The following is an 18,795-nucleotide window of genomic DNA, read 5'->3' on the forward strand; positions in this document are numbered from 1 at the left end:
TAGAAAATTCGGCAGGATTCATTCTAGCGGCCAATATTCAGATGGTTCTTTCGTCGATCAGTAGAAACCGAGACTCAAATTTTTAGACATGCTCTTAACTGTATTCTTGATGCTGGTTTGCACTTCCGGGTAATTCCCGACATCGAATACAGAATAGATGGCCTTAACGCCAAACTTTTCTAATTCAGCAACGGTTTCCTTCAGTTTTTCTTCATTTCTGCCCGTGATGGCGACATCAATTCCTTCCCGGGCAAATGCCAGAGCCGTGGCTTTTCCCAGCCCTCTGCCACCTCCGGTAATTATCGCTTTTTTGCCCTTAAGCATGGTCATGTTTTCTCTTTTTGTAGAACGGTTAAATAAGGTATTGCAGGTACTCCTGACGTCAACCTACGGTGCTTTCGTCCAGTAATCCATCACGAGAACATCTGCAATGATCGGGCCTATTTGGCTTACCAGGTCTAAATGAGCTTTATGGAAAAGGTACACCTCTCTGGCATGTTCATCTTCGAAAGTCAGGACAAAGGAATGGGTGAAGCCTTTACTTGCCCCTTCGGTACTATCGTTTACTCCCCATTCAATATCCGAAATGCCAGGAATTTCATCTTTAAGGTCCAGAAACATCTTTACGGCATTATCAACTTCTTCCTCAGAAGCTTGATCTTTGTACCTAAGGTTAACAATGTGCCTCAGGATTTTTCCGTCACGATTAATTTTCGGAGCTACTTTGTAGGCCACCACTTTTCTTAAGTCAAACTGATTAGATCCGGCAATAAGAAAGTTCTCCTCCCCTATTCTGTGGGACCGCAAGCCGTAGTAAATAGAGAAGCCTGTTTCCAAATAATTTACGGGGCTGAGAGTACCTGCTGCATCAAGTTTACAAAGCTGAATGCTTGCATCGTCTCTGGTGCCCACTGCGAGTATGGCTTCATTGTTATTTACGGAGACTATTTCAATTCTGGTTTGACCAGATAGCTTGGTGTTTTCATCGTCCTTTAAAACGAAATGCGGCACTAAAGCACCTTTACGGTTGACTTTGAAAACGCTTATGGCATCACCGTGATATACGAAGTCTTTTCTCTTAATGAAATTTCCGCCCCTCTTGTAGTATTTATGATGACGGTGGCCAACAACAACATAGTTATTCCCTCCTAATTCCACTCCGGTTACTGGGTAAGCACCCGTTAGATAGCGATCAGTGGTATTGTCACTTATGCTATTAATATTTTTAAAACTGCCATCTTCCTCAACTCTGAAACTGCTGACGCCATTGTCTTGAAAACCTCCTGTGTACAAGTAAGTTTTCTTTTTGATTTTATGCGTATACATTCCGATAATACCATCGGTATGAATGTCTTCATTGTCTGCCATAGACTGGACGTGGGTCAGCTTACCGTCATCCTCAATTTTGAAGCTGCTGAGCCCCGGCGTTTCTTCTAAGCCACCTACAAAAAGATAGGATGCCTGCTTCATATGAACTACCTGCAAAGTGATGGCAGTACCAAGATAAGTTTCCTCCGTATCCAGGGTTAAAGACACCTGTTTAAGAGACCCCTTTTCCAGTATTCTAAACGTTTCAATTGCGTCTCCATGTTTATTAGCTACGAATAGAAAATCCGTTCCGTTAATGTTGTCAGCCACCATGCCTCTGGCCGGTCCTTCTATTTTGTACATTTCGTGTTTACTGACCGCTGTTAGTTGTCCGTCCTTATTCAGGCTGAATACATCAATACCTTTGAAGCCACCTACATAGACAAAATGAGAATCGTTTTTTTCGTAGCTGGTAATGGTAACCGTATTGTTAGCGGACAGACCTTTAAAATCCTGACGAAACAGCATTAAATTATCTGAAGTCTGAGACCAGCAAATCTGAGACAAAAGCAGTATTACTAAAAGAGCAAGATATTTCATAGCAGACATGGATTTCCTTTAAGTTAAGATGGTTATTTTCAATGTTATGTCTAATCAATTATTGCTTTGGCTCCCGCAGTAGCAATTTCCCGATCCTGCTCAATGGTGCCTCCGCTGACGCCAATAGCTCCGATAATGTTTCCTTCTTTATCCTTAATCGGGACTCCACCGGGAAAGGTCATCAGTCCTCCGTTAGAGTGTTCAATATTATAGATAATTCCTCCGGGTTGGGTTAGTGCCCCCAGTTCACCTGAGTCTATATCGAAGTACCGCGAGGTTTTAGCTTTCTTGATGGCAACATCGATACTTCCCAGGAAGGAACCATCCATGCGAACAAAAGCCTTCAAGTTGGCACCTGCGTCAACGACTGCGATGTTTACCAAAACACCTGATTGCTCAGCGTGCTTTTTTGCTGCGGCCATGGCTTTTAGTGACTCCTCGTGTGTAATGTCATATGCGTTCTGGGCATAGGCGGTAGCTCCATTCATAAGAATAGTAAGGAGGAAAGTCATGGAAAGGAGAATCAGTTTGCGACGAGCTTTCATGGTTAGACTGGTTAATCTTCGATTGATGGTTTGCAGCAGCAAATGTCAGGACGGGAATCAATCTAAAATTTGAACTTGTTCAACTATTGGTAACTATGGTTAACAGTAGCAGGCTAATAGAGGGGCAAGGGCAGGCTCACTTTATGTTTCGCTTCAAGATCGTAGACAACTCGAAGCTGATTTCCCTCCATATCGATCAACCTGGGCCAACATTTGCAAGTGATTTCGCGAATGCTCTTATTGAAACGGATCCAAATGGTTATCTGCTCAGCCGGTTATTCCAACGGGCCGGATCTGCCCCCGAAAAGACCGGCTGTTACCGGACCTTGTTTGAATTCTTAATCCTACTCAGGAACTCATGACTTATTCCCAGATAACTGGCCAGATGTTTATTACTCAGTCTGGCGCTAATGTCCGGGTAAGTGTCCATGAAATGGAAATAGCGCTCTTTGGCCGTCATGGAATGATTGCGTATCAACCGTCTTTGCCAGGATACCAATGCTTTCTGGAAAATGATTCTAAACAGTTTTTCCACTATTGGAAGAGAATTGTACAACTTGCGTTTGTTCTCTTTGCTGATCAACAGAACCTGGCTATCCTCCAGTGCTTGAATGTATAAATCAGATGGCGTCTGGTTCATGAAGCTATCAATATCCATCAGCCACCAACCGCTGACGGCGAAGTACAAGTTGATCTCATTGCCTTTCTGATCCAAGGTGAACACCCTGAAACATCCACCCAAAACGAAACCTTCAAATCGGCAGGTCTTGCCTCCTCTTAATAAAAAGTCTTTTTTCTTTATTTCTCTGAAAGTGAAGAAGTCACTGATCGTGCTCAGGTCCTGATCAGAAAGTGGCAAGTAGCTATTGATATTCTCTCTCAGTAAGTTGTATGGCATGGTCGTCGTCTTAACCTAACGGATGGTGTTTCTTATCAGCCTTTTCGATGTTTGGGGAAGGTAATATTTACGGTCTTACCCTGAGAACATCTTTTCTGTAAATATGCAAGGTTTTTTCGAGTTATCCGGAAAGAAGCTTCTGCCGCAGAGCGTACGCCTGAACACGCTGCTTTTTTTAAAAAACTTCCCTTTGCACCTGCGGGGAGCGCCCTGAAATGCTCCATTAGCCGCGGTATAGAGCTAAGGCTTGTTCGACATCATTACTCCTCGTTAAGTCAGGGCTTAAGTCTTATATGTATACTTTTACGACGCCACAAATCAACAGCGATGAAAAATAAGACCAAGGAGCACCAGCGACTGGAACAACATTACGCCAAGGAGAAGCACTGGATGAAGTGGGGCCCCTACCTGAGCGAACGTCAATGGGGAACCGTCCGGGAGGACTACAGTGAAAAAGGAACCGCCTGGAAGTATTTCCCGCACGATCATGCGCGGAGCCGTGTATATCGTTGGGGCGAAGATGGTATTGCAGGCATTAGCGATAACCATTGCCAATTATGCTTCAGTGTCGCACTTTGGAATACTAAAGACCCCATCATAAAGGAGCGGCTGTATGGATTGACCGGAAAAGAAGGCAATCATGGGGAAGACGTGAAGGAACTCTACTACTACCTCGATAGTACCCCCACACATTCCTACATGAAGCACCTCTACAAGTATCCCCAGAGAGCTTTCCCCTACAGTGACCTGGTGACGACCAATCAACGGAGGTCAAAACTGGAACCTGAATATGAACTACTGGACACCGGTGTTTTTGATGATGGTAAGTACTTCGACGTGTTTACGGAATATGCCAAGGCGGACGAAAAGGATATCCTCATCCGGATCACCATACATAACCGGGCAGCTGAAGCTGCCCCCATCCACCTTTTACCTACGCTACTGATCCGGAACCGCTGGTCTTTTGTGGAGGTGGAAAAGAAACCCTTCATCGAACTGGCTGAGAGCAATGAGAAGATGGGAAGCGTAAAGGTCGAACACGACAAGGTGGGCCAGTACCACCTTTATTTCGATGCTTGCGATCGCGTACTCTTTACGGAGAACAACACCAATGAGGAGCGGCTTTTTGGAACCCCTAACGCTACTCCACTAGTGAAAGACAGCATCAATGATGCGCTCATTGGTAATGATTTCGAAGCAGTTACTTCCGTGGCGACGGGCACCAAGTGCAGCCCACATTACCAACTTACTATTGAAGGAGGGGGATCGCGCGAAATTCGTCTGCGGCTAAGCAGTAAAGCACTGGAAGCTCCCTTAGAAAAGGCTTTTGATGAAATATTCACTGATCGCTTACAGGAGGCTGATGAGTTTTATGCCACTCAGCATGACGACGACCTTTCCGACGACCTGAAGAACATCCAGCGACAGGCTTACGGTGGGATGATGTGGTCGAAGCAATTTTACCATATCGACATTCCCACCTGGCTGAATGGTGACCCCGAACAGCCCACCCCGCCCGCGGCCCGGAAAAAAGGGCGTAACCACGAATGGATGACGCTGAACAATGAAGACATCATTTCCATGCCGGATAAATGGGAGTATCCCTGGTATGCGGTCTGGGACCTTGCCTTCCACTGTGTCCCCATTGCCAAACTGGATCCTGATTTTGCTAAAAAACAACTCGTTCTCTTTTTACGGGAGTGGTACATGCGGCCCAACGGACAAATTCCAGCCTATGAATGGAACTTTAGTGACGTGAACCCTCCCGTTCATGCCTGGGCATGCCTCAAGGTTTACCACATCGATAAGGAGCAAAAAGGGAAAGGAGATATAGTGTTTCTCAAGCGGGTTTTTCAAAAACTCCTCATCAACTTTACCTGGTGGGTCAACAAGGTAGACACCAATGACAACAACATCTTTGAGGGAGGTTTCCTTGGGCTGGACAACATCGGCGTTTTCGACCGTAGCAAAGAAATCCCTGGTGGCGGTAGTCTCGATCAGGCCGACGGAACAAGTTGGATGGCCATGTATTCTCTCAACATGCTGGACATCGCACTGGAGATTGCTCAAACGGATAAAAGTTTCGAAGACGTAGCGACGAAATTCTTCGAACACTTTGTCCTCATCTCAGAATCGATCAACAGCATTACCCGCGACTACAAAGGCGCATGGGACGAGGAAGAAGGCTTTTTCTACGATATGCTGGTGCTGCCGGATGGCTCCCGTACACCGCTGAAATTGCGCTCTCTCGTCGGGCTGACCTCCTTGTTTGCCACCATGGTGATGGATAAAAAGCGTCTGCAAAACTTACCGGATTTCATGACCCGTTTTAACTGGCACCGGACGCACCGCCCCAGCGCCGATTTTTCGGTAAGCATCGAAGAGTCGGAAGAAACCGGAGACATTCTCCTGGCACTCGTGCCCCGCGCAAGACTGGAAAAGATGTTGGAAGCACTGCTGGATGAAGAAGAGTTTTTGGCTCCGGGCGGGATTCGCTCGCTGTCTAAATTCCATCAGCAGGGGTACTCGGTACAGATTGCCGGAAAGGAGTTCAGCCTGAAGTATGAACCTGCTGAATCCAGTTCTTATCTGTTCGGCGGAAACTCGAATTGGCGGGGCCCTGTCTGGATGCCGATGAATTATCTGCTACTGGAGTCCCTCCAGAATTTCAATCACCACTACCAGGGAAGCCTTGGTGTTCAGTGTCCCACCGGTAGCGGTCGGGAGGTTGATCTGAAACAGGTATCTCTTGACATATCGAAGCGTCTTGTCTCTATCTTCACCAAAGATGAACAAGGTAAACGCCCGGCTCATGGAACGGATACCATCTATCAAAATGATCCGTATTTCAAAGACCTTGTCCTTTTCTATGAGTACTTCCACGGGGACAACTCCCGGGGAGTCGGAGCCTCTCACCAAACGGGCTGGACGGGGATTGTAGCGGAACTGATTAACCGGCTGGAATAAATCTTTCGTGGCAAAAGAATATGCAGAGGGCGCGGCCGCAGGTGCAGAGTTGGTTGAAGCGCTATGCGTCGATCGCGAACGGAGCCGTGGTTACTGAGCCTGCCGAACGTAAAGGCTCCCGATCGACGCATAGCGTCTCAACCAATACGGCCATCCCAATTCTATAGCTTATCTTTTGCATTAATGACCATTGCCAAATGAAAAGCCACAGATTGCTTGTTTTACTCCTACTTGGCTTGCTGAGTGCCTGTGAAGGGACCGAAGCCGACTCTCAGGACACCTCTGCCCTAACACGTCCGAACATTCTCTTTGCCATTGCCGACGATGCTTCCTGGAAACACTTCGGAGCCTATGGTTGTGACTGGGTGAAAACACCCGCTTTTGATCGGGTTGCGGCGGAGGGCTTATTGTTTAACCGAGCCTACGTACCGAACGCTAAGTGTTCGCCTTCCCGTTCTTGTATACTTACCGGACGAAACAGTTGGCAGTTGGAAGAGGCGGTGAGCCACCTGCCCTTCTTCCCTGAGAAGTTTGGCACCTACGCTGAAGCACTGGATAGCAGCGGCTACTGGGTTGGAGCGACAGGTAAACCCTGGGGGCCTGGAGATCAGGGCAGCAGAAATGGTGTTCCCCGCCAGCTGGCCGGGCAGAAGTTCAACCAAATTACTTTGGAGCCTCCGGCCAAATTTATCAGCCAGGTAGACTACGCCAGCAACTTTGAGGATTTCCTGCAAAAACGGCCGGATGGTGAGCCATTTTGCTTCTGGTACGGTGGCTTGGAACCCCACCGGGCGTACGACTATGGCGCTGCGCTGCGGCTAACAGACAAGAAGCTCTCCGACATTGACGAGGTACCTCCCTTTTGGCCGGATGTAGACAGCATCCGAACGGACCTGCTGGATTATGCCTATGAGATTGAGTACTTCGACGGCCATCTTGCCCGAATGATCGCCACCCTGGAAGCTGCCGGAGAATTAGATAACACCATCATTGTGGTTACGGCAGACAACGGAATGCCATTCCCCAGAATCAAGGGGCAGGTCTACGAATATTCCAATCATCTTCCACTGGCGATCCGTTGGCCTGAAGGCATTAAAAAGCCGGGAAGAAAAATCGATGACTTTGTGAATTTTATTGACCTTGCTCCTACCTTTCTGGAGGCAGCGGGAGTACAACCGGAAACGATGGGAATGCAAGCGATTACCGGTCGAAGCTTATCTGACATCTTCCAATCCGAAAAGGACGGAACCGTCACGAACTACCGGGACTACGTTCTGGTCGGGAAAGAGCGCCATGACGTGGGCCGACCGGACGATCAGGGCTACCCGGTGCGGGGAATATTCAAAGGAGACTATCTCTACCTCAAAAATTTCCACCCGGAGCGCTGGCCTGTCGGCAACCCCGAAACCGGCTATCTGAATACGGATGGCAGCCCGACGAAATCTTTCCTCCTCAATAGCCGGCGGGTAAATAAGCTACAGGAGTGGTGGCAGCTGAATTTCGGTAAGCGTAGCCAGGAAGAAGTCTATAACATTAAAGAAGATCCGTTTTGCCTGAAAAACTTAGCGGACACACCGGAGGTGCAGGAGCAAAAAAAAGCGATGATCGCTGCCATGACGGAGCAGTTGATGTTGCAAAATGATCCGAGAATGACGGGAAATGCACAGGTTTTCGACAGTTACCTCTATTCAAGTGAACAGTCCAGAAACTTCTACAACCGATACATGGCCGGAGAGAAAATGAAGGCGGGTTGGGTGAATGATACGGACTTTGAGGCCGGGCCGCTGGAATAGGCGCCCCTACCCTGCTTTCTTACCTCCCTTTGCATCCTGCGTTTGCGCCTGATGCAGGGGGGGATTATCTAGACTCCTGCTGTGCACCCAACTCAAAAAGGTCATGATTGCTATTGTTGTTTATTACTACAATGTAGTCGCCAGTTTTCAGCATATTCCGAACATCTTTATCTGTGAAAAATCCGCTTTTAGATAGGGGGACGGCCTCAAGCTGTCCATCCCGGTTCCCTTTGAAAAACTGGCCAATTCCGGCATCATAGCGGGTGGTCTCAATTTCTGGTTGATGGTTATTTCCGGCAATCAATAAATCAGGCTGTCCATCCTGGTCAAAATCTTCGTACAAAATACTGTTAACTGGAGACTGCTGGGCGCTGTTCGGTAAAGGAGAAAACTGAAAGTGGCCTCCCTCGTTTACGAAGATTCCCGATCTGAACTCCGTGGCTTCATAATGCAGAGCCGTTTCAATTCCGGGGCCTAAAATCCCTTCCATATCCCTACTGGCGAATTCCGTGTAGGTAGGAATCTTGGCCGCTAAGTGGGGCAACTGCTGTGCGGTACAGGTTTTTCCCCTCACCGGAACTTCTGCTCCTTTATAGTATTTAGCAAGGAAAACGTCAGCGGTTCCGTTGTAGTCGAAGTCTTTAGTGTAAACGTGAAGCGGTTTATCGGGCGAAGCGTGAAATTTAGAATTCAGCCCCAGATTACCGGCAATGATGTCTTCGTCACCGTCCTGATCGATGTCTGCGAAGAGAATTTTGTTCCACCATCCCTTTGCCGAAGAGAGATTAGAGTAGTTTTCACTTTTTACTAATCGCCCGTTATCATTTTCAAATACCTCTATACCCATCCATTCTCCGGTAACGATCAATTCTACATCCTCATCGCCGTCCATATCGTGCCAGGCAGCGTCGGTTACCATTCCGATGGTTCTCAGGCCCGGGGTAATTTCCTCACCAGCCAGGCTAAAGGTTCCTCCGTTGTTTATCAATAAAAAGCTGTTAGGCGGGTAAGGATAGAGGCCTGAGATAACTCTGTTACCGACAAACAGGTCCATATCACCATCGTTGTCAAAATCGGCTGATCGAACCACGGCTCCTGCGGTAGCGAAAGCTGGAATACGATTGCTCGTTTTGGTGAAATTCCCTTTACCGTCATTGAGGTAAAGGCGGTCGATCAGCATTTTAGAGTCAGGGGCAAACTCATAGCTGCCACTTGCAACGTAGAGGTCCTGGTCCCCATCATTATCGGCGTCAAAAAAACAAGCGGCTACGTCTTCTCTTCTTTTGTCCTGTTCGAAAGCAACAGTGGCTGATTTTCTGAATTCGCCCGATGGGTCAGCCAGTAACAGTTGCCCCGCCTGGGTGTGCCCACCCCCCAGATAGATGTCTTCGAGGCCATCACCGTTGACGTCAGCACTGGCTGCTGCCGGCCCGGTTTGGGATAGTTTACCAGGTAATAAGATTTGCTTTTGATAGTCGTTGTAAGGCGGGTCAGTGTGTGCAAAGTCAAATTCCTTCCGCTCAAAAACAGTAGCCGGGCCGATGGTAGATTGTACTGGTGTTACCGCATCTGCGTAATCCAGGCTTACTAGTTGATTCGTGGGGACATCCTCTAAAGATTGGGTCTTGCCATCCATCCAAACGACCTCGATTTTAACGGATGCACGGTCATCCACACCAAAGTGCAGCGTGTTAGAAACCGAAGACAAAAACCCTCTGGAATTGATTAATTGACGGGTTTGTATCTGCCCTTCCTCCATAAATAGATTTACGGTAGCACCTACGCCCATTTTGTTTTTTTCGGGACCATTCAGCTTTACCTTTAAAAACCGGTTAATCCCTCCTTCAATCGCATGGTTTTTCAAAATTGTGGCCGGGTCATTAATGTTATTAACGACGACATCCAGATCTCCGTCATTATCTAAATCCGTGTACACTGCACCATTGGAATAACCAGGGATCGAATCCGCCCATGTATAGGAGACATTATCGAAAGTCAGGTCTCCTTTATTCCTGAAAAAGAAATTGGTCAACTTTTGTTGTGGAAGCATTTTAGTGAACTCAAGAAAATCTTTGTCGGAAGGTTTCCGGGGGTTATTTCTCAGCTCCTGCAGAATTCTGTTATTAGCATCCCGGTCAATAACATCCCGGTAAACACCATTGGTAACATAAACATCATTGTAGCCATCCAGATCAAAATCAGCTAGCAGTGCGGACCAGCTCCAGTCAGTGTTAGCAACGCCAGCCAGGTTGGCGACTTCTCTGAAGCTACCGTTACCGTTATTGATCTGAAGCATGTTGTGCATGTACTGGTGGTGGTAATCCATGCGAACCATTTCTTCAAAGCGACTCTGCTGGGTCATTCCCATAGTAGTTTTTGAGCGCACGTAATCATCGGGGTTCATATCGAGGGTGTATACGTCTGTCAGTCCGTCGTTGTCGACGTCTGCGATATCTCCTCCCATACTGTTGAAAGAAATATGCTTGAATAATTCGTTTCTACCTTCCCGGAAGGTTCCGTCTCCGTTGTTGAGATAGGCGAAGTCAGGGATCTTAAAGTCGTTACTGACGTAAATATCCAGCCAGCCGTCATTATTCAAATCTCCTACCTGTGGATTGAGGCCGAATCCTATATCCGGGAAAATGCCAGCCTCCTGAGAGGCGTCCTCAAAATGCCCTTTACCGTTATTTCGATAAAGTTTGTCACTCCCCTTCAGGGCTATTGTTTCAGGAGCCGTCCGGGCCTCTACCAGATTTACAGTTTTTGCGGCCCGATCCTCAAAATCCGGGGTGTTGGAAACGTATACATCCAGGTCTCCGTCCTTGTCATAGTCAAAGAAGGTGGCTTGGATCGATCGGTTGTCGTCGGCTAATCCAAACTCAGCGGCCCGCTCAGAAAAGGTTATCTCACCATCGTCTCCCATCGGGCCATTATTAATATAGAGCATATTGGCGAAAGCACCACCTGCTGATTTCCAGCCTCCCCGGGTAATATAGATGTCTAACCAGCCATCATTATTAACATCCGCGACGGATACACCCGCGTCAAAGCCCGGTCGCTTTTCAATTCCCGCACGCTGGCTAATATCTTCAAAGTGAAAATCACCCTGATTAATGTACAGTTTGTTGTCAAAGGTATTGGAGATAAAAAACAAGTCTTCTAAGCCATCCTGATTGAAATCTGCAGCCGCTACTCCCCCTCCGATGTAGGAATACATGTATTTATAATAGTTTGACTCTTCTGTTTCGACTAATTCATTTTGAAAGTCTATACCGGAAGAGGCTGGGGAAACGCTGGTAAATAATTTGCGGGTATCCGCAACCATTGATTCATCTCCATTACAGGAAATAAAGACTAACAAGACTGACAAAACTCCCAGGCGTAAAACTAGTCTCATTTGGTTGATATTTTTGATCGTTCTGGCTTGAAGATAAACCTAAATACTGAAGAATCGAACCCGAAATTTTTGCCGCAAAAAATTGCCGCAAAGCAAATATTTTGCTTTGCGGCAATGACTTCCTTAACCGGAATTAAGGCTGTTAGTTGCCCATGAGTCCCGGCAGCTGCTCCAGCTCATCCGGAGGAATGGGGGCAAAATAATTATCTGTCCCCAAAGACCCGGTGATGGGGTTCGAAGCTTCCGTTAGTGGCGTTGGGACGGCATTGCCGTCAGCGTCAAAGACCGTACCAATAGAAACCCTCGGGTTTCGGTCACTTAACGCCTCGTCCACTCGTTGCATTCGGACCAGGTCATACCAACGTTGATACTCTCCGGCGAGCTCCCATTTCTTTTCTGTGTAGGCGAGCTCGGCAATGTCTCCGGATGTAAGGTCGACGGAAGCGTCCGCCTGTCCAACGGGTAAACCTTCGGACCGTCTACGAACCATATTCAGCGCTTCCCAGGCATCATCAGTAACGGAGGAAGACCGACCGGAGGCTTCTGCATAAATGAGGAGGACCTCCGCATAGCGCATAATGTAATCCGCACGGGAGTTCTGGAAGCCGTTGAAAATATCATCTTCCCACGGGCCGGTAATTTTAGCAAAAATGGGATTCTGCTGGTCCTTGAATTCTGTCCAGGAAAGAATGCTGGCGGCATCTGCAGGATTGGCGACAGCACGGTTGCCCGCAGCGTTTACGGGGACATCCGTATGGTAGGTCACCTCCTTGCGGTAGTTCTCCGGCATATCTTCAAAGAATCTGATTTCAGCGAAGGATTCCTGCCACCCCCCCAGATCACCGGGTAAGCCCAGTTTTCCGGTCTTTCTGTTGCCGCGGCCGCAGGGCTGGCAATGAGATAAGGTGTAAACGCCTTCAGTATTAGCTGCTCCGGCGAGCGTGTACAGCGTAGCCATATCCGGAACAAGAGCAAAGCCATGGCTGGAAGCGTTGTCAATCACCTGTTTAGCCATGGAGGCAGCCTCGGTGTATTTACCCGTGTCATTAGTGGGGTAACCAGCCCAATCCATATACAGACGAGCCAGGAAAGCCTTTGCACTTCCGCTATTGGGGCGGGTAGCTCCTAAATTGCTGGATACTGGAAGCATTGACTCTGCGGACTGGTAATCACTCTCAATCTGTGAGAACACTTCTTCTCTGGTGGCCAGTGTGATTTCAAAATCGGGAGTTGTACTCGTAATGATCGGGAGTTCTTCAAAGACCCGAATCAAGTGATGGTAACAGTAGGCCCGGATAAAGAAAGCTTCTCCCACCAAACGATCTTGTTCCGCCTGTTCAGGCAAATTGGTTTCCGCAGCATTTTCCAAAACGGTATTGGCAGCTCTGATGGCGGAGAAAAGACCATTCCAGGTACCTTGGGTACGAGCGTTACCCGTGGTCACGGATCGCTTGTCGTATTCCCGGAAGTCAGCCTTGTTACTGGCGCGGTGGGTGGTCAGGTCATCACCGCCCCAGGCACTCGCCCAGGCAGTAGTCATTCGCAGCGCAGCCCACATCCGGTCATAAGCTCCGGTTACGCCTAGTTCAAGCTCCGCCAGGTTTTCATAGGGCAATACAGCTAGCTGCGAACGCGCTGGATCTTCATCCAGATCACATCCATAAAATGCCAGGCTAAGCACTGCCATAGCGGGTAGCAAAAGCAGCAGCTTAAGCGATTTATAATTATTGATTCTATTCATGATGATAGTTGTTGTTGAAGGGATTCAATGTTGCCGGAGGGCAACACTAGAAACCAAGTTTAAGGCCGAAGGTGTAGGTGCGGGGGTTCGGGTAGGCTCCCAGGTTAATACCTGGTGCTACGTCCTCAATCCCCTGACCTCCTTTCCGCGACGAAAGCTCCGGGTCATAACCTGAGTAATCGGTAATGAGTAAAAGGTTCTGGCCGCTGGCGTATACTTTCAGGTTCATGTCGGTGGACCCGATTTGTCCGAAGTTGTAGCCAAGATTCAGGTTGGACAGTCGGATGAAATCCCCTTTCTCAATGTAACGGGATGAGTTGTAAAACTGAACCGTTGCGGGAATGTCCGTTTCATTCTGAGGAGTCCATTGGTTTACCTGATCTGCTGACAGGAAACTTCTTGAGTCACCTGCTCCACCCGTAATCATGGCCTGCTGAATGTTGTAAACATCAAAGCCATGCATACCCTGGATAAAGATGTTGAGGTCGAAGTTTTTGAAGGTGAAACTATTGTTGAAGCCCCAGACAAAGTCAGGTGTTCCGTTCCCAATACTCCCAAAAACAATGTCACCATTCGCATCTCTCAGGTATTTAGGATCACCTGGCTGTGCTCCGAATTCGGCAGCCTGAGCTGCTTCAGCTGTCTTCCAGGTGCCAAGGAAGGTCGAGCCCTGAAACTGACCTAATGGCTGCCCCAGTTCGATGATATTGAGTACGCGGCTCTGTCCACCCGGTGAGGTAAACAGACCATTAATTTGCTCAAGGTCATTGTAAAGTTGCGTCACTTCGTTCTTCACGTAGGAGGCGTTGAAGCTTGCGTCCCAGTCAAAGTTCGTCGTGTTAACGATAGCATAGCTAAGGCTAAGATCAATGCCATTGTTAGTCACTTCGCCAACATTTTGATTAATGATGCCACCGCCGAAGGTTCCCGGAACGGGAGTAGCCAGAAGCAAATCTGTTGTCTTCTTACTGAAGTACTCAATGGTGAAGCTGCCTCTGCCTTCCAGAATGCCAATGTCCAGACCAACATTTGTCTGGGTGGTAGTCTCCCAGGTCAGGTCAGCACTCTCAAAGCTATTAAGTACGGTACCCGTCTGGGCAGAATTAAAGTCGAAGGAGTAAGAAGCATTGGTGCGTAAGCCACCAAAGGTGCTGTAAGGGCCAATGTTCTGGTTGCCTACCTGTCCCCAGCCTAAGCGCACTTTCATGCTGCTAAGCGGACCACTACCACCAATTAGATCGTTCAGACTGTATCCAACGGCCAGAGACGGAAAGAAGCCCCAGCGGTTGTCAGCTCTGAATACGGACGTTCCGTCGTAGCGGCCGGTAGCAGTAACGAATAATTTATCTCCCATCACGTATTCACCACGGAGCATGTAAGAGGACAGCTCCCGTTCAGAGAAATTATTGCTGACCGTTTGCCCGGCACCAGGTGCCAGCTCAGCAAAGTAATACCCTCTGGGTAAGCTGAGGTCCTGAGCGGACCAGCCGTTCACAATGCTCGTTTCCTTCAGGTATTCCTGTACACCCGTAAGTTTCAGATCATTGTTGCCAAATGACTTACCCCAGGAAAGAATATGACTTACCTGGTAAGACTGGAACTTGTTGTTATTGAAGTTGGTGTGAGGCAAAAAGTCATCTCCTACTTCGACGTCGTAGACCTGGTTATTGATGTTGTTTAGTCTGGTTCCCGCATTGAGGGTGTAGGAAATGTCATCTGTGATGTCCCAACCAAGGACTAAGGCAGTACTTAGTTGCTCTCTGACGCGCTGCGCGTCACTTTCCATCAGCGTTCTTACCGGGTTATCATTCAAAGAGCCGATCCCGCGCAGGGAGCGTAAGTTGTATGTTCCATCGTCCGCAAACACCGGAGTAGTTGGGTCCCAGGTTAAAGCCTTGGCGACCAGGCTTCCCTGGCCATTGCCGGCAAAGCTGAAGTCATTTTGGGTTTGATCCCGGTTAACAAACACGTTCAGACCAACTTTCAACTTGTTATTAATCTGAGCATCGATATTGGAACGAAGCGACAACTGTTTGAACCCGGTGTTGATGACAATGCCTTCCTGATCACGGAAAACACCGGATACGAAGTAGTTGATTTTGCCTTCGGAGCCACTTACCGAACCCAGCAGGTTTTGTCCGATGCCGGTTTGGAAAATTTCTCGTTGCCAGTTGGTTCCTCCGTTAGCTTCCAGAGCTGCAATTTCCGCATCCGTAAAATTGGGGTTGCCACCAGCGTTAACTCTTCTGAGATTCTCTAATCTGGCGAAGTCACCAACGTTATCCTGCAGTGTGGGCAGAAACTCCGGTACTGCCGCAGATGTAACAAAGTATTCCAGGTTTACTTTCCCCTGACCGCTACCTCGCTTTGTCGTTACAATGATGACTCCGTTAGACCCCCGGACACCATAAATAGCGGTGGCGGAAGCATCTTTAAGTACATCGATGGTCTGAATATCATTAGGATTGAGGGTGCTCAAATCGACTCCCTGAATCCCATCTACTACAATCAACGGGCTGTTGTTTCCCGTAATGGAGTTTACACCACGGATTCTGACCTTAAAGTTAGATCCGGGCTGACCGTTAGACTTAGCTACGGAAACACCCGCCGCACGCCCCTGAAGAGCGTCCTCCAGCCTGGTTAAGGGCTGATCTTCATAATCAGCGGCGCTAACGGAAGATACTGCTCCGGTTACGTCACTTTTTTTGACGGTACCGTAGCCAATAACCACAATCTCATCCAGGTCCGCACCCGCAAGCATGGCAACATCAATTCTGGTTTGCTGCCCAACCGTCACTTCCTGAGAGCCATAGCCAGTGTAGGAATAAGCCAACTTAGTGTCGGGTCCGGGAACTGAAAGAGAATATGATCCATCAATGTCTGTAATGGTCCCTGAGTTGGTGCCAACTACGGAGACGGTTACTCCAATAAGCGGAGAGTTGTCATCTTTATCCGTAACGGTACCCGATACGGTAATTTGCCCGTAGGCAAAGTTGAAAAGAGTCATGAGTAGCAATAAGAATTGCCATCGTGAAAAACGTTTTTTGCATTTCATCTACTAGTGATTTATAAAAGAAAAAGCTTGAAAGCTCTGATGTTAAGAGTAAAAATAGACTTCAATCTAAGGGCCCAATAGCAGTGAATTATCCTAGAGTGGCTCAATTTTAACCTATCAAAGCCAATAAACACATAAGTGTTAGAGAAATAAATACTAATCATTAGGCCAATAGCCAGAACAGGCCTCAAAAAGCTATCGGTTGCAACCAAATAATGTTCTGATATCAGGTAATGTTAAAATGAACCGTCAGACTGTGCCGCACATGCCGTTCCTTTGTGTCTTCAACCATTCAGTGATGCTTACCAGAATTTCTCTCTGCTCCCTGCTCCTTAGCCTTCTTTGCACCTGCGACCGCGCCACAAACAGCCCTGCGCCAGGAGTGAGCAATGATGAAACTGGTCACCAAAACCATCTTGCGGGCGAAAAATCGCCTTACCTGTTGCAGCACGCCCGTAACCCGGTAGACTGGTACCCCTGGGGTGAAGAGGCGCTTGATAAAGCCGATGAGGAGAACAAGCTACTCGTCATCAGCGTCGGTTACGCTGCCTGCCATTGGTGCCACGTGATGGAACACGAAAGTTTTGAAGACAGTACCGTGGCTGCCGTGATGAATGAATCCTTCATAAGCATCAAAGTTGACCGGGAGGAAAGACCTGACATTGACGACGTTTACATGTCTGCCTGCCAACTCACCAATGAGCGCGGCTGCGGCTGGCCCCTTAATGTAATCGCCCTGCCCGACGGAAAACCCGTCTGGACGGGAACTTATCTGGCAAAAGAGCAGTGGATGGACGTATTGACACAGTTCCGGAAACTGAGAGGAGAAAACCCCGCGAAAATGGAACAGTATGCTGCTGACCTAACCCAGGCGCTACAGGAACGCAACCGCTTCGCTGGTGGTGCCGGAGAGGGGGAAGCGCTCACAGAAGAAGAAGTTAATACGATGGCCTCCCTTTTGTTGGATGATATTGATTTTGACCGGGGGGGCACTCAGGGCGCTCCGAAATTCCCCACTCCTACCCTCTACGAATTCCTGCTGACGGAATACTTCTACTCCGGAAACAAGCGCAGCCTGGAAGCCGTAACGACTACACTGGATAAAATGGCTGGTGGTGGCATCTACGATCAGCTGGCTGGCGGTTTTGCCCGCTACAGCACCGATGCAGACTGGAAAGTACCTCACTTTGAAAAGATGCTCTATGACAATGGTCAGCTCATCAGCCTGTACGCCAGGGCGTATCAGGTCACGGGCTATGAGCGATACGCGGAGGTCGTCCGGCAATCTCTTGAATTTGTGGAGAGCAAGCTGTCTTCTCCGGAAGGTATTTTTTATTCTTCGCTAGACGCTGATACCGAAGGCGAAGAAGGACTGACCTATGTTTGGCAGGAAGAGGAGATTTTGCAAAGCATCCCTGAAAAAGACCTGGCGCAGGCGTTTGTGGAATACTACTCAATTACGGAAGGCGGCAACTGGGAAGGAAAAAATATTTTGCTGCGGGCCGAAAACGGGGATGAAATAGCCCGGAAATACGATTTTGCCACTGAAGCTGATTTGCGAAAGGGACTTAAACCGGCATCCGATAAACTATTGGTCCTTCGGGAGAAACGCCCACAGCCAGGCCTGGACGACAAGGCTCTGACGGCCTGGAACAGCCTGATGATTTCTGGCTACGCAGATGCTTTCCGGGCACTGGGTACGGAGGAATACCGGCAGCGGGCGGTGGAAGCCGCAGCCTTCTTACGCAACCACAGCATGGAAAGCGATGGCCGTCTGTACCGAAACTACAAAGACGGAGAAGCGGGCATCAATGCTTTTCTCGATGACTATGCGCTGTTTGCCCAAGCCTGTGTAGATATTTACCAAATAACTTTTGATGAATCCTGGTTAAAGACTGCAAATCAGTTGATTGAATACGCTGAGTTGCATTTCTACGACAATGTATCAGGCTTATACAATTACACCTCTGATCTTGACCCTGCATTAGTCACCGGAAACGTACCCGTAAACGACCAGGCGATCCCTTCCGGAAACTCGGTCATGGCCCGCGTCGTATACCAAACGGGCATCTTGCTGGCCGACGATGCGAAGAAGCAACGGGCCGGCACTATGCTTGCCAATTTACGGGAACCACTGATAAAGAATGGCCCCCGCTTTTTCGCCAACTGGGGCAGACTCTACATCGACCTGCTGCAGCCGACTTACGAAGTAGCCATTATGGGCGCGGACGCAGGTGCTGTGCGAGACCAAATGAGCAGAGAGTTCCACCCCAATGCACTTTTTCTCGGAGGCGATGCCGAAGGATCCTTAGAGCTTCTCACCAACAAACTAATCCCGGAACAAACGACCATTTACGTCTGCCTCGACAAAGTCTGTCAGCTACCCGTTACGGATGCAGCTAAGGCTTTGGAGCAGCTTAATTCGCCAGACTGACCAGGCTATTTTCTTCTCTTGGTTTTAATCCTGATACTGGTGGTTTTCTTACTGCCT

9 protein-coding genes and 1 pseudogene are annotated in these 18,795 nt (G+C 48.4%); 3 read left to right on the forward strand and 7 right to left on the reverse strand.

Translation table 11 applies throughout. From position 1 onward, the window contains the following. Positions 1-87: 87 nt before the first annotated feature. The 4 genes and pseudogenes from BM123_RS17060 to BM123_RS17075 form a co-directional block, all read right to left on the reverse strand. A pseudogene (locus tag BM123_RS17060) lies at positions 88-330 on the reverse strand (SDR family NAD(P)-dependent oxidoreductase); the annotation flags it as partial. A gap of 57 nt (positions 331-387) precedes the next feature. After that, positions 388-1,908 (reverse strand): Dabb family protein, encoded by a 1,521-nt coding sequence (locus BM123_RS17065; protein WP_245748603.1) that lies wholly within the window; start codon positions 1,906-1,908, stop codon positions 388-390. Positions 1,909-1,958: 50 nt separating this feature from the next. Beyond that, positions 1,959-2,453, reverse strand: a complete 495-nt coding sequence (locus BM123_RS17070; RefSeq protein WP_090170855.1) for a GlcG/HbpS family heme-binding protein — start codon at positions 2,451-2,453, stop codon at positions 1,959-1,961. A gap of 316 nt (positions 2,454-2,769) precedes the next feature. Continuing rightward, positions 2,770-3,351 carry a Crp/Fnr family transcriptional regulator gene (locus BM123_RS17075; RefSeq protein WP_090170858.1) on the reverse strand — a complete coding sequence of 194 codons (582 nt, stop codon included), beginning with the start codon at positions 3,349-3,351 and terminating at the stop codon, positions 2,770-2,772. Between the two features lie 327 nt (positions 3,352-3,678). On the opposite strand from BM123_RS17075, the gene BM123_RS17080 reads away from it, so the two are divergent. Together BM123_RS17080 and BM123_RS17085 are read left to right on the forward strand one after the other, a co-directional pair. Then, positions 3,679-6,318, forward strand: coding sequence for an MGH1-like glycoside hydrolase domain-containing protein (locus BM123_RS17080; RefSeq protein WP_090170861.1), 2,640 nt, complete (start codon positions 3,679-3,681; stop codon positions 6,316-6,318). A 212-nt stretch (positions 6,319-6,530) separates the two neighbouring features. Then, positions 6,531-8,111 carry a sulfatase family protein gene (locus tag BM123_RS17085; protein ID WP_217642179.1) on the forward strand — a complete coding sequence of 527 codons (1,581 nt, stop codon included), beginning with the start codon at positions 6,531-6,533 and terminating at the stop codon, positions 8,109-8,111. A gap of 64 nt (positions 8,112-8,175) precedes the next feature. Here the strand turns inward: BM123_RS17085 and BM123_RS17090 are convergent, their stop codons facing one another. The 3 genes from BM123_RS17090 to BM123_RS17100 all read right to left on the reverse strand — a co-directional run bounded on the left by BM123_RS17090 (position 8,176) and on the right by BM123_RS17100 (position 16,256). Next, positions 8,176-11,508 carry a VCBS repeat-containing protein gene (locus BM123_RS17090; RefSeq protein WP_090170867.1) on the reverse strand — a complete coding sequence of 1,111 codons (3,333 nt, stop codon included), beginning with the start codon at positions 11,506-11,508 and terminating at the stop codon, positions 8,176-8,178. 142 nt (positions 11,509-11,650) lie between these two features. Further along, positions 11,651-13,249 carry a RagB/SusD family nutrient uptake outer membrane protein gene (locus BM123_RS17095; protein WP_090170870.1) on the reverse strand — a complete coding sequence of 533 codons (1,599 nt, stop codon included), beginning with the start codon at positions 13,247-13,249 and terminating at the stop codon, positions 11,651-11,653. A 46-nt stretch (positions 13,250-13,295) separates the two neighbouring features. Continuing rightward, entirely contained in the window at positions 13,296-16,256 is a 2,961-nt protein-coding gene (locus BM123_RS17100; protein WP_175489439.1) for a SusC/RagA family TonB-linked outer membrane protein, read from the reverse strand. A gap of 346 nt (positions 16,257-16,602) precedes the next feature. On the opposite strand from BM123_RS17100, the gene BM123_RS17105 reads away from it, so the two are divergent. Further along, the gene (locus tag BM123_RS17105) at positions 16,603-18,738 is read left to right on the forward strand and encodes a thioredoxin domain-containing protein (protein WP_090170877.1); all 2,136 of its coding nucleotides are present in this window, start codon (positions 16,603-16,605) and stop codon (positions 18,736-18,738) included. The last annotated feature ends 57 nt before the right edge of the window (positions 18,739-18,795 follow it).

The organism is Neolewinella agarilytica, from assembly GCF_900110645.1.
In the GTDB taxonomy this organism is placed as follows: Bacteria; Bacteroidota; Bacteroidia; order Chitinophagales; family Saprospiraceae; genus Neolewinella; species Neolewinella agarilytica.

Bases quoted from the DNA above. Each gene is read 5' to 3' on its own strand.
- BM123_RS17090 (WP_090170867.1), bottom strand. From the start codon at position 11,508: ATGAGACTAGTTTTACGCCTGGGAGTTTTGTCAGTCTTGTTAGTCTTT.
- BM123_RS17105 (WP_090170877.1), top strand. From the start codon at position 16,603: ATGCTTACCAGAATTTCTCTCTGCTCCCTGCTCCTTAGCCTTCTTTGC.
- BM123_RS17095 (WP_090170870.1), bottom strand. From the start codon at position 13,249: ATGAATAGAATCAATAATTATAAATCGCTTAAGCTGCTGCTTTTGCTA.
- BM123_RS17075 (WP_090170858.1), bottom strand. From the start codon at position 3,351: ATGCCATACAACTTACTGAGAGAGAATATCAATAGCTACTTGCCACTT.
- BM123_RS17070 (WP_090170855.1), bottom strand. From the start codon at position 2,453: ATGAAAGCTCGTCGCAAACTGATTCTCCTTTCCATGACTTTCCTCCTT.
- BM123_RS17065 (WP_245748603.1), bottom strand. From the start codon at position 1,908: ATGAAATATCTTGCTCTTTTAGTAATACTGCTTTTGTCTCAGATTTGC.
- BM123_RS17100 (WP_175489439.1), bottom strand. From the start codon at position 16,256: ATGACTCTTTTCAACTTTGCCTACGGGCAAATTACCGTATCGGGTACC.
- BM123_RS17080 (WP_090170861.1), top strand. From the start codon at position 3,679: ATGAAAAATAAGACCAAGGAGCACCAGCGACTGGAACAACATTACGCC.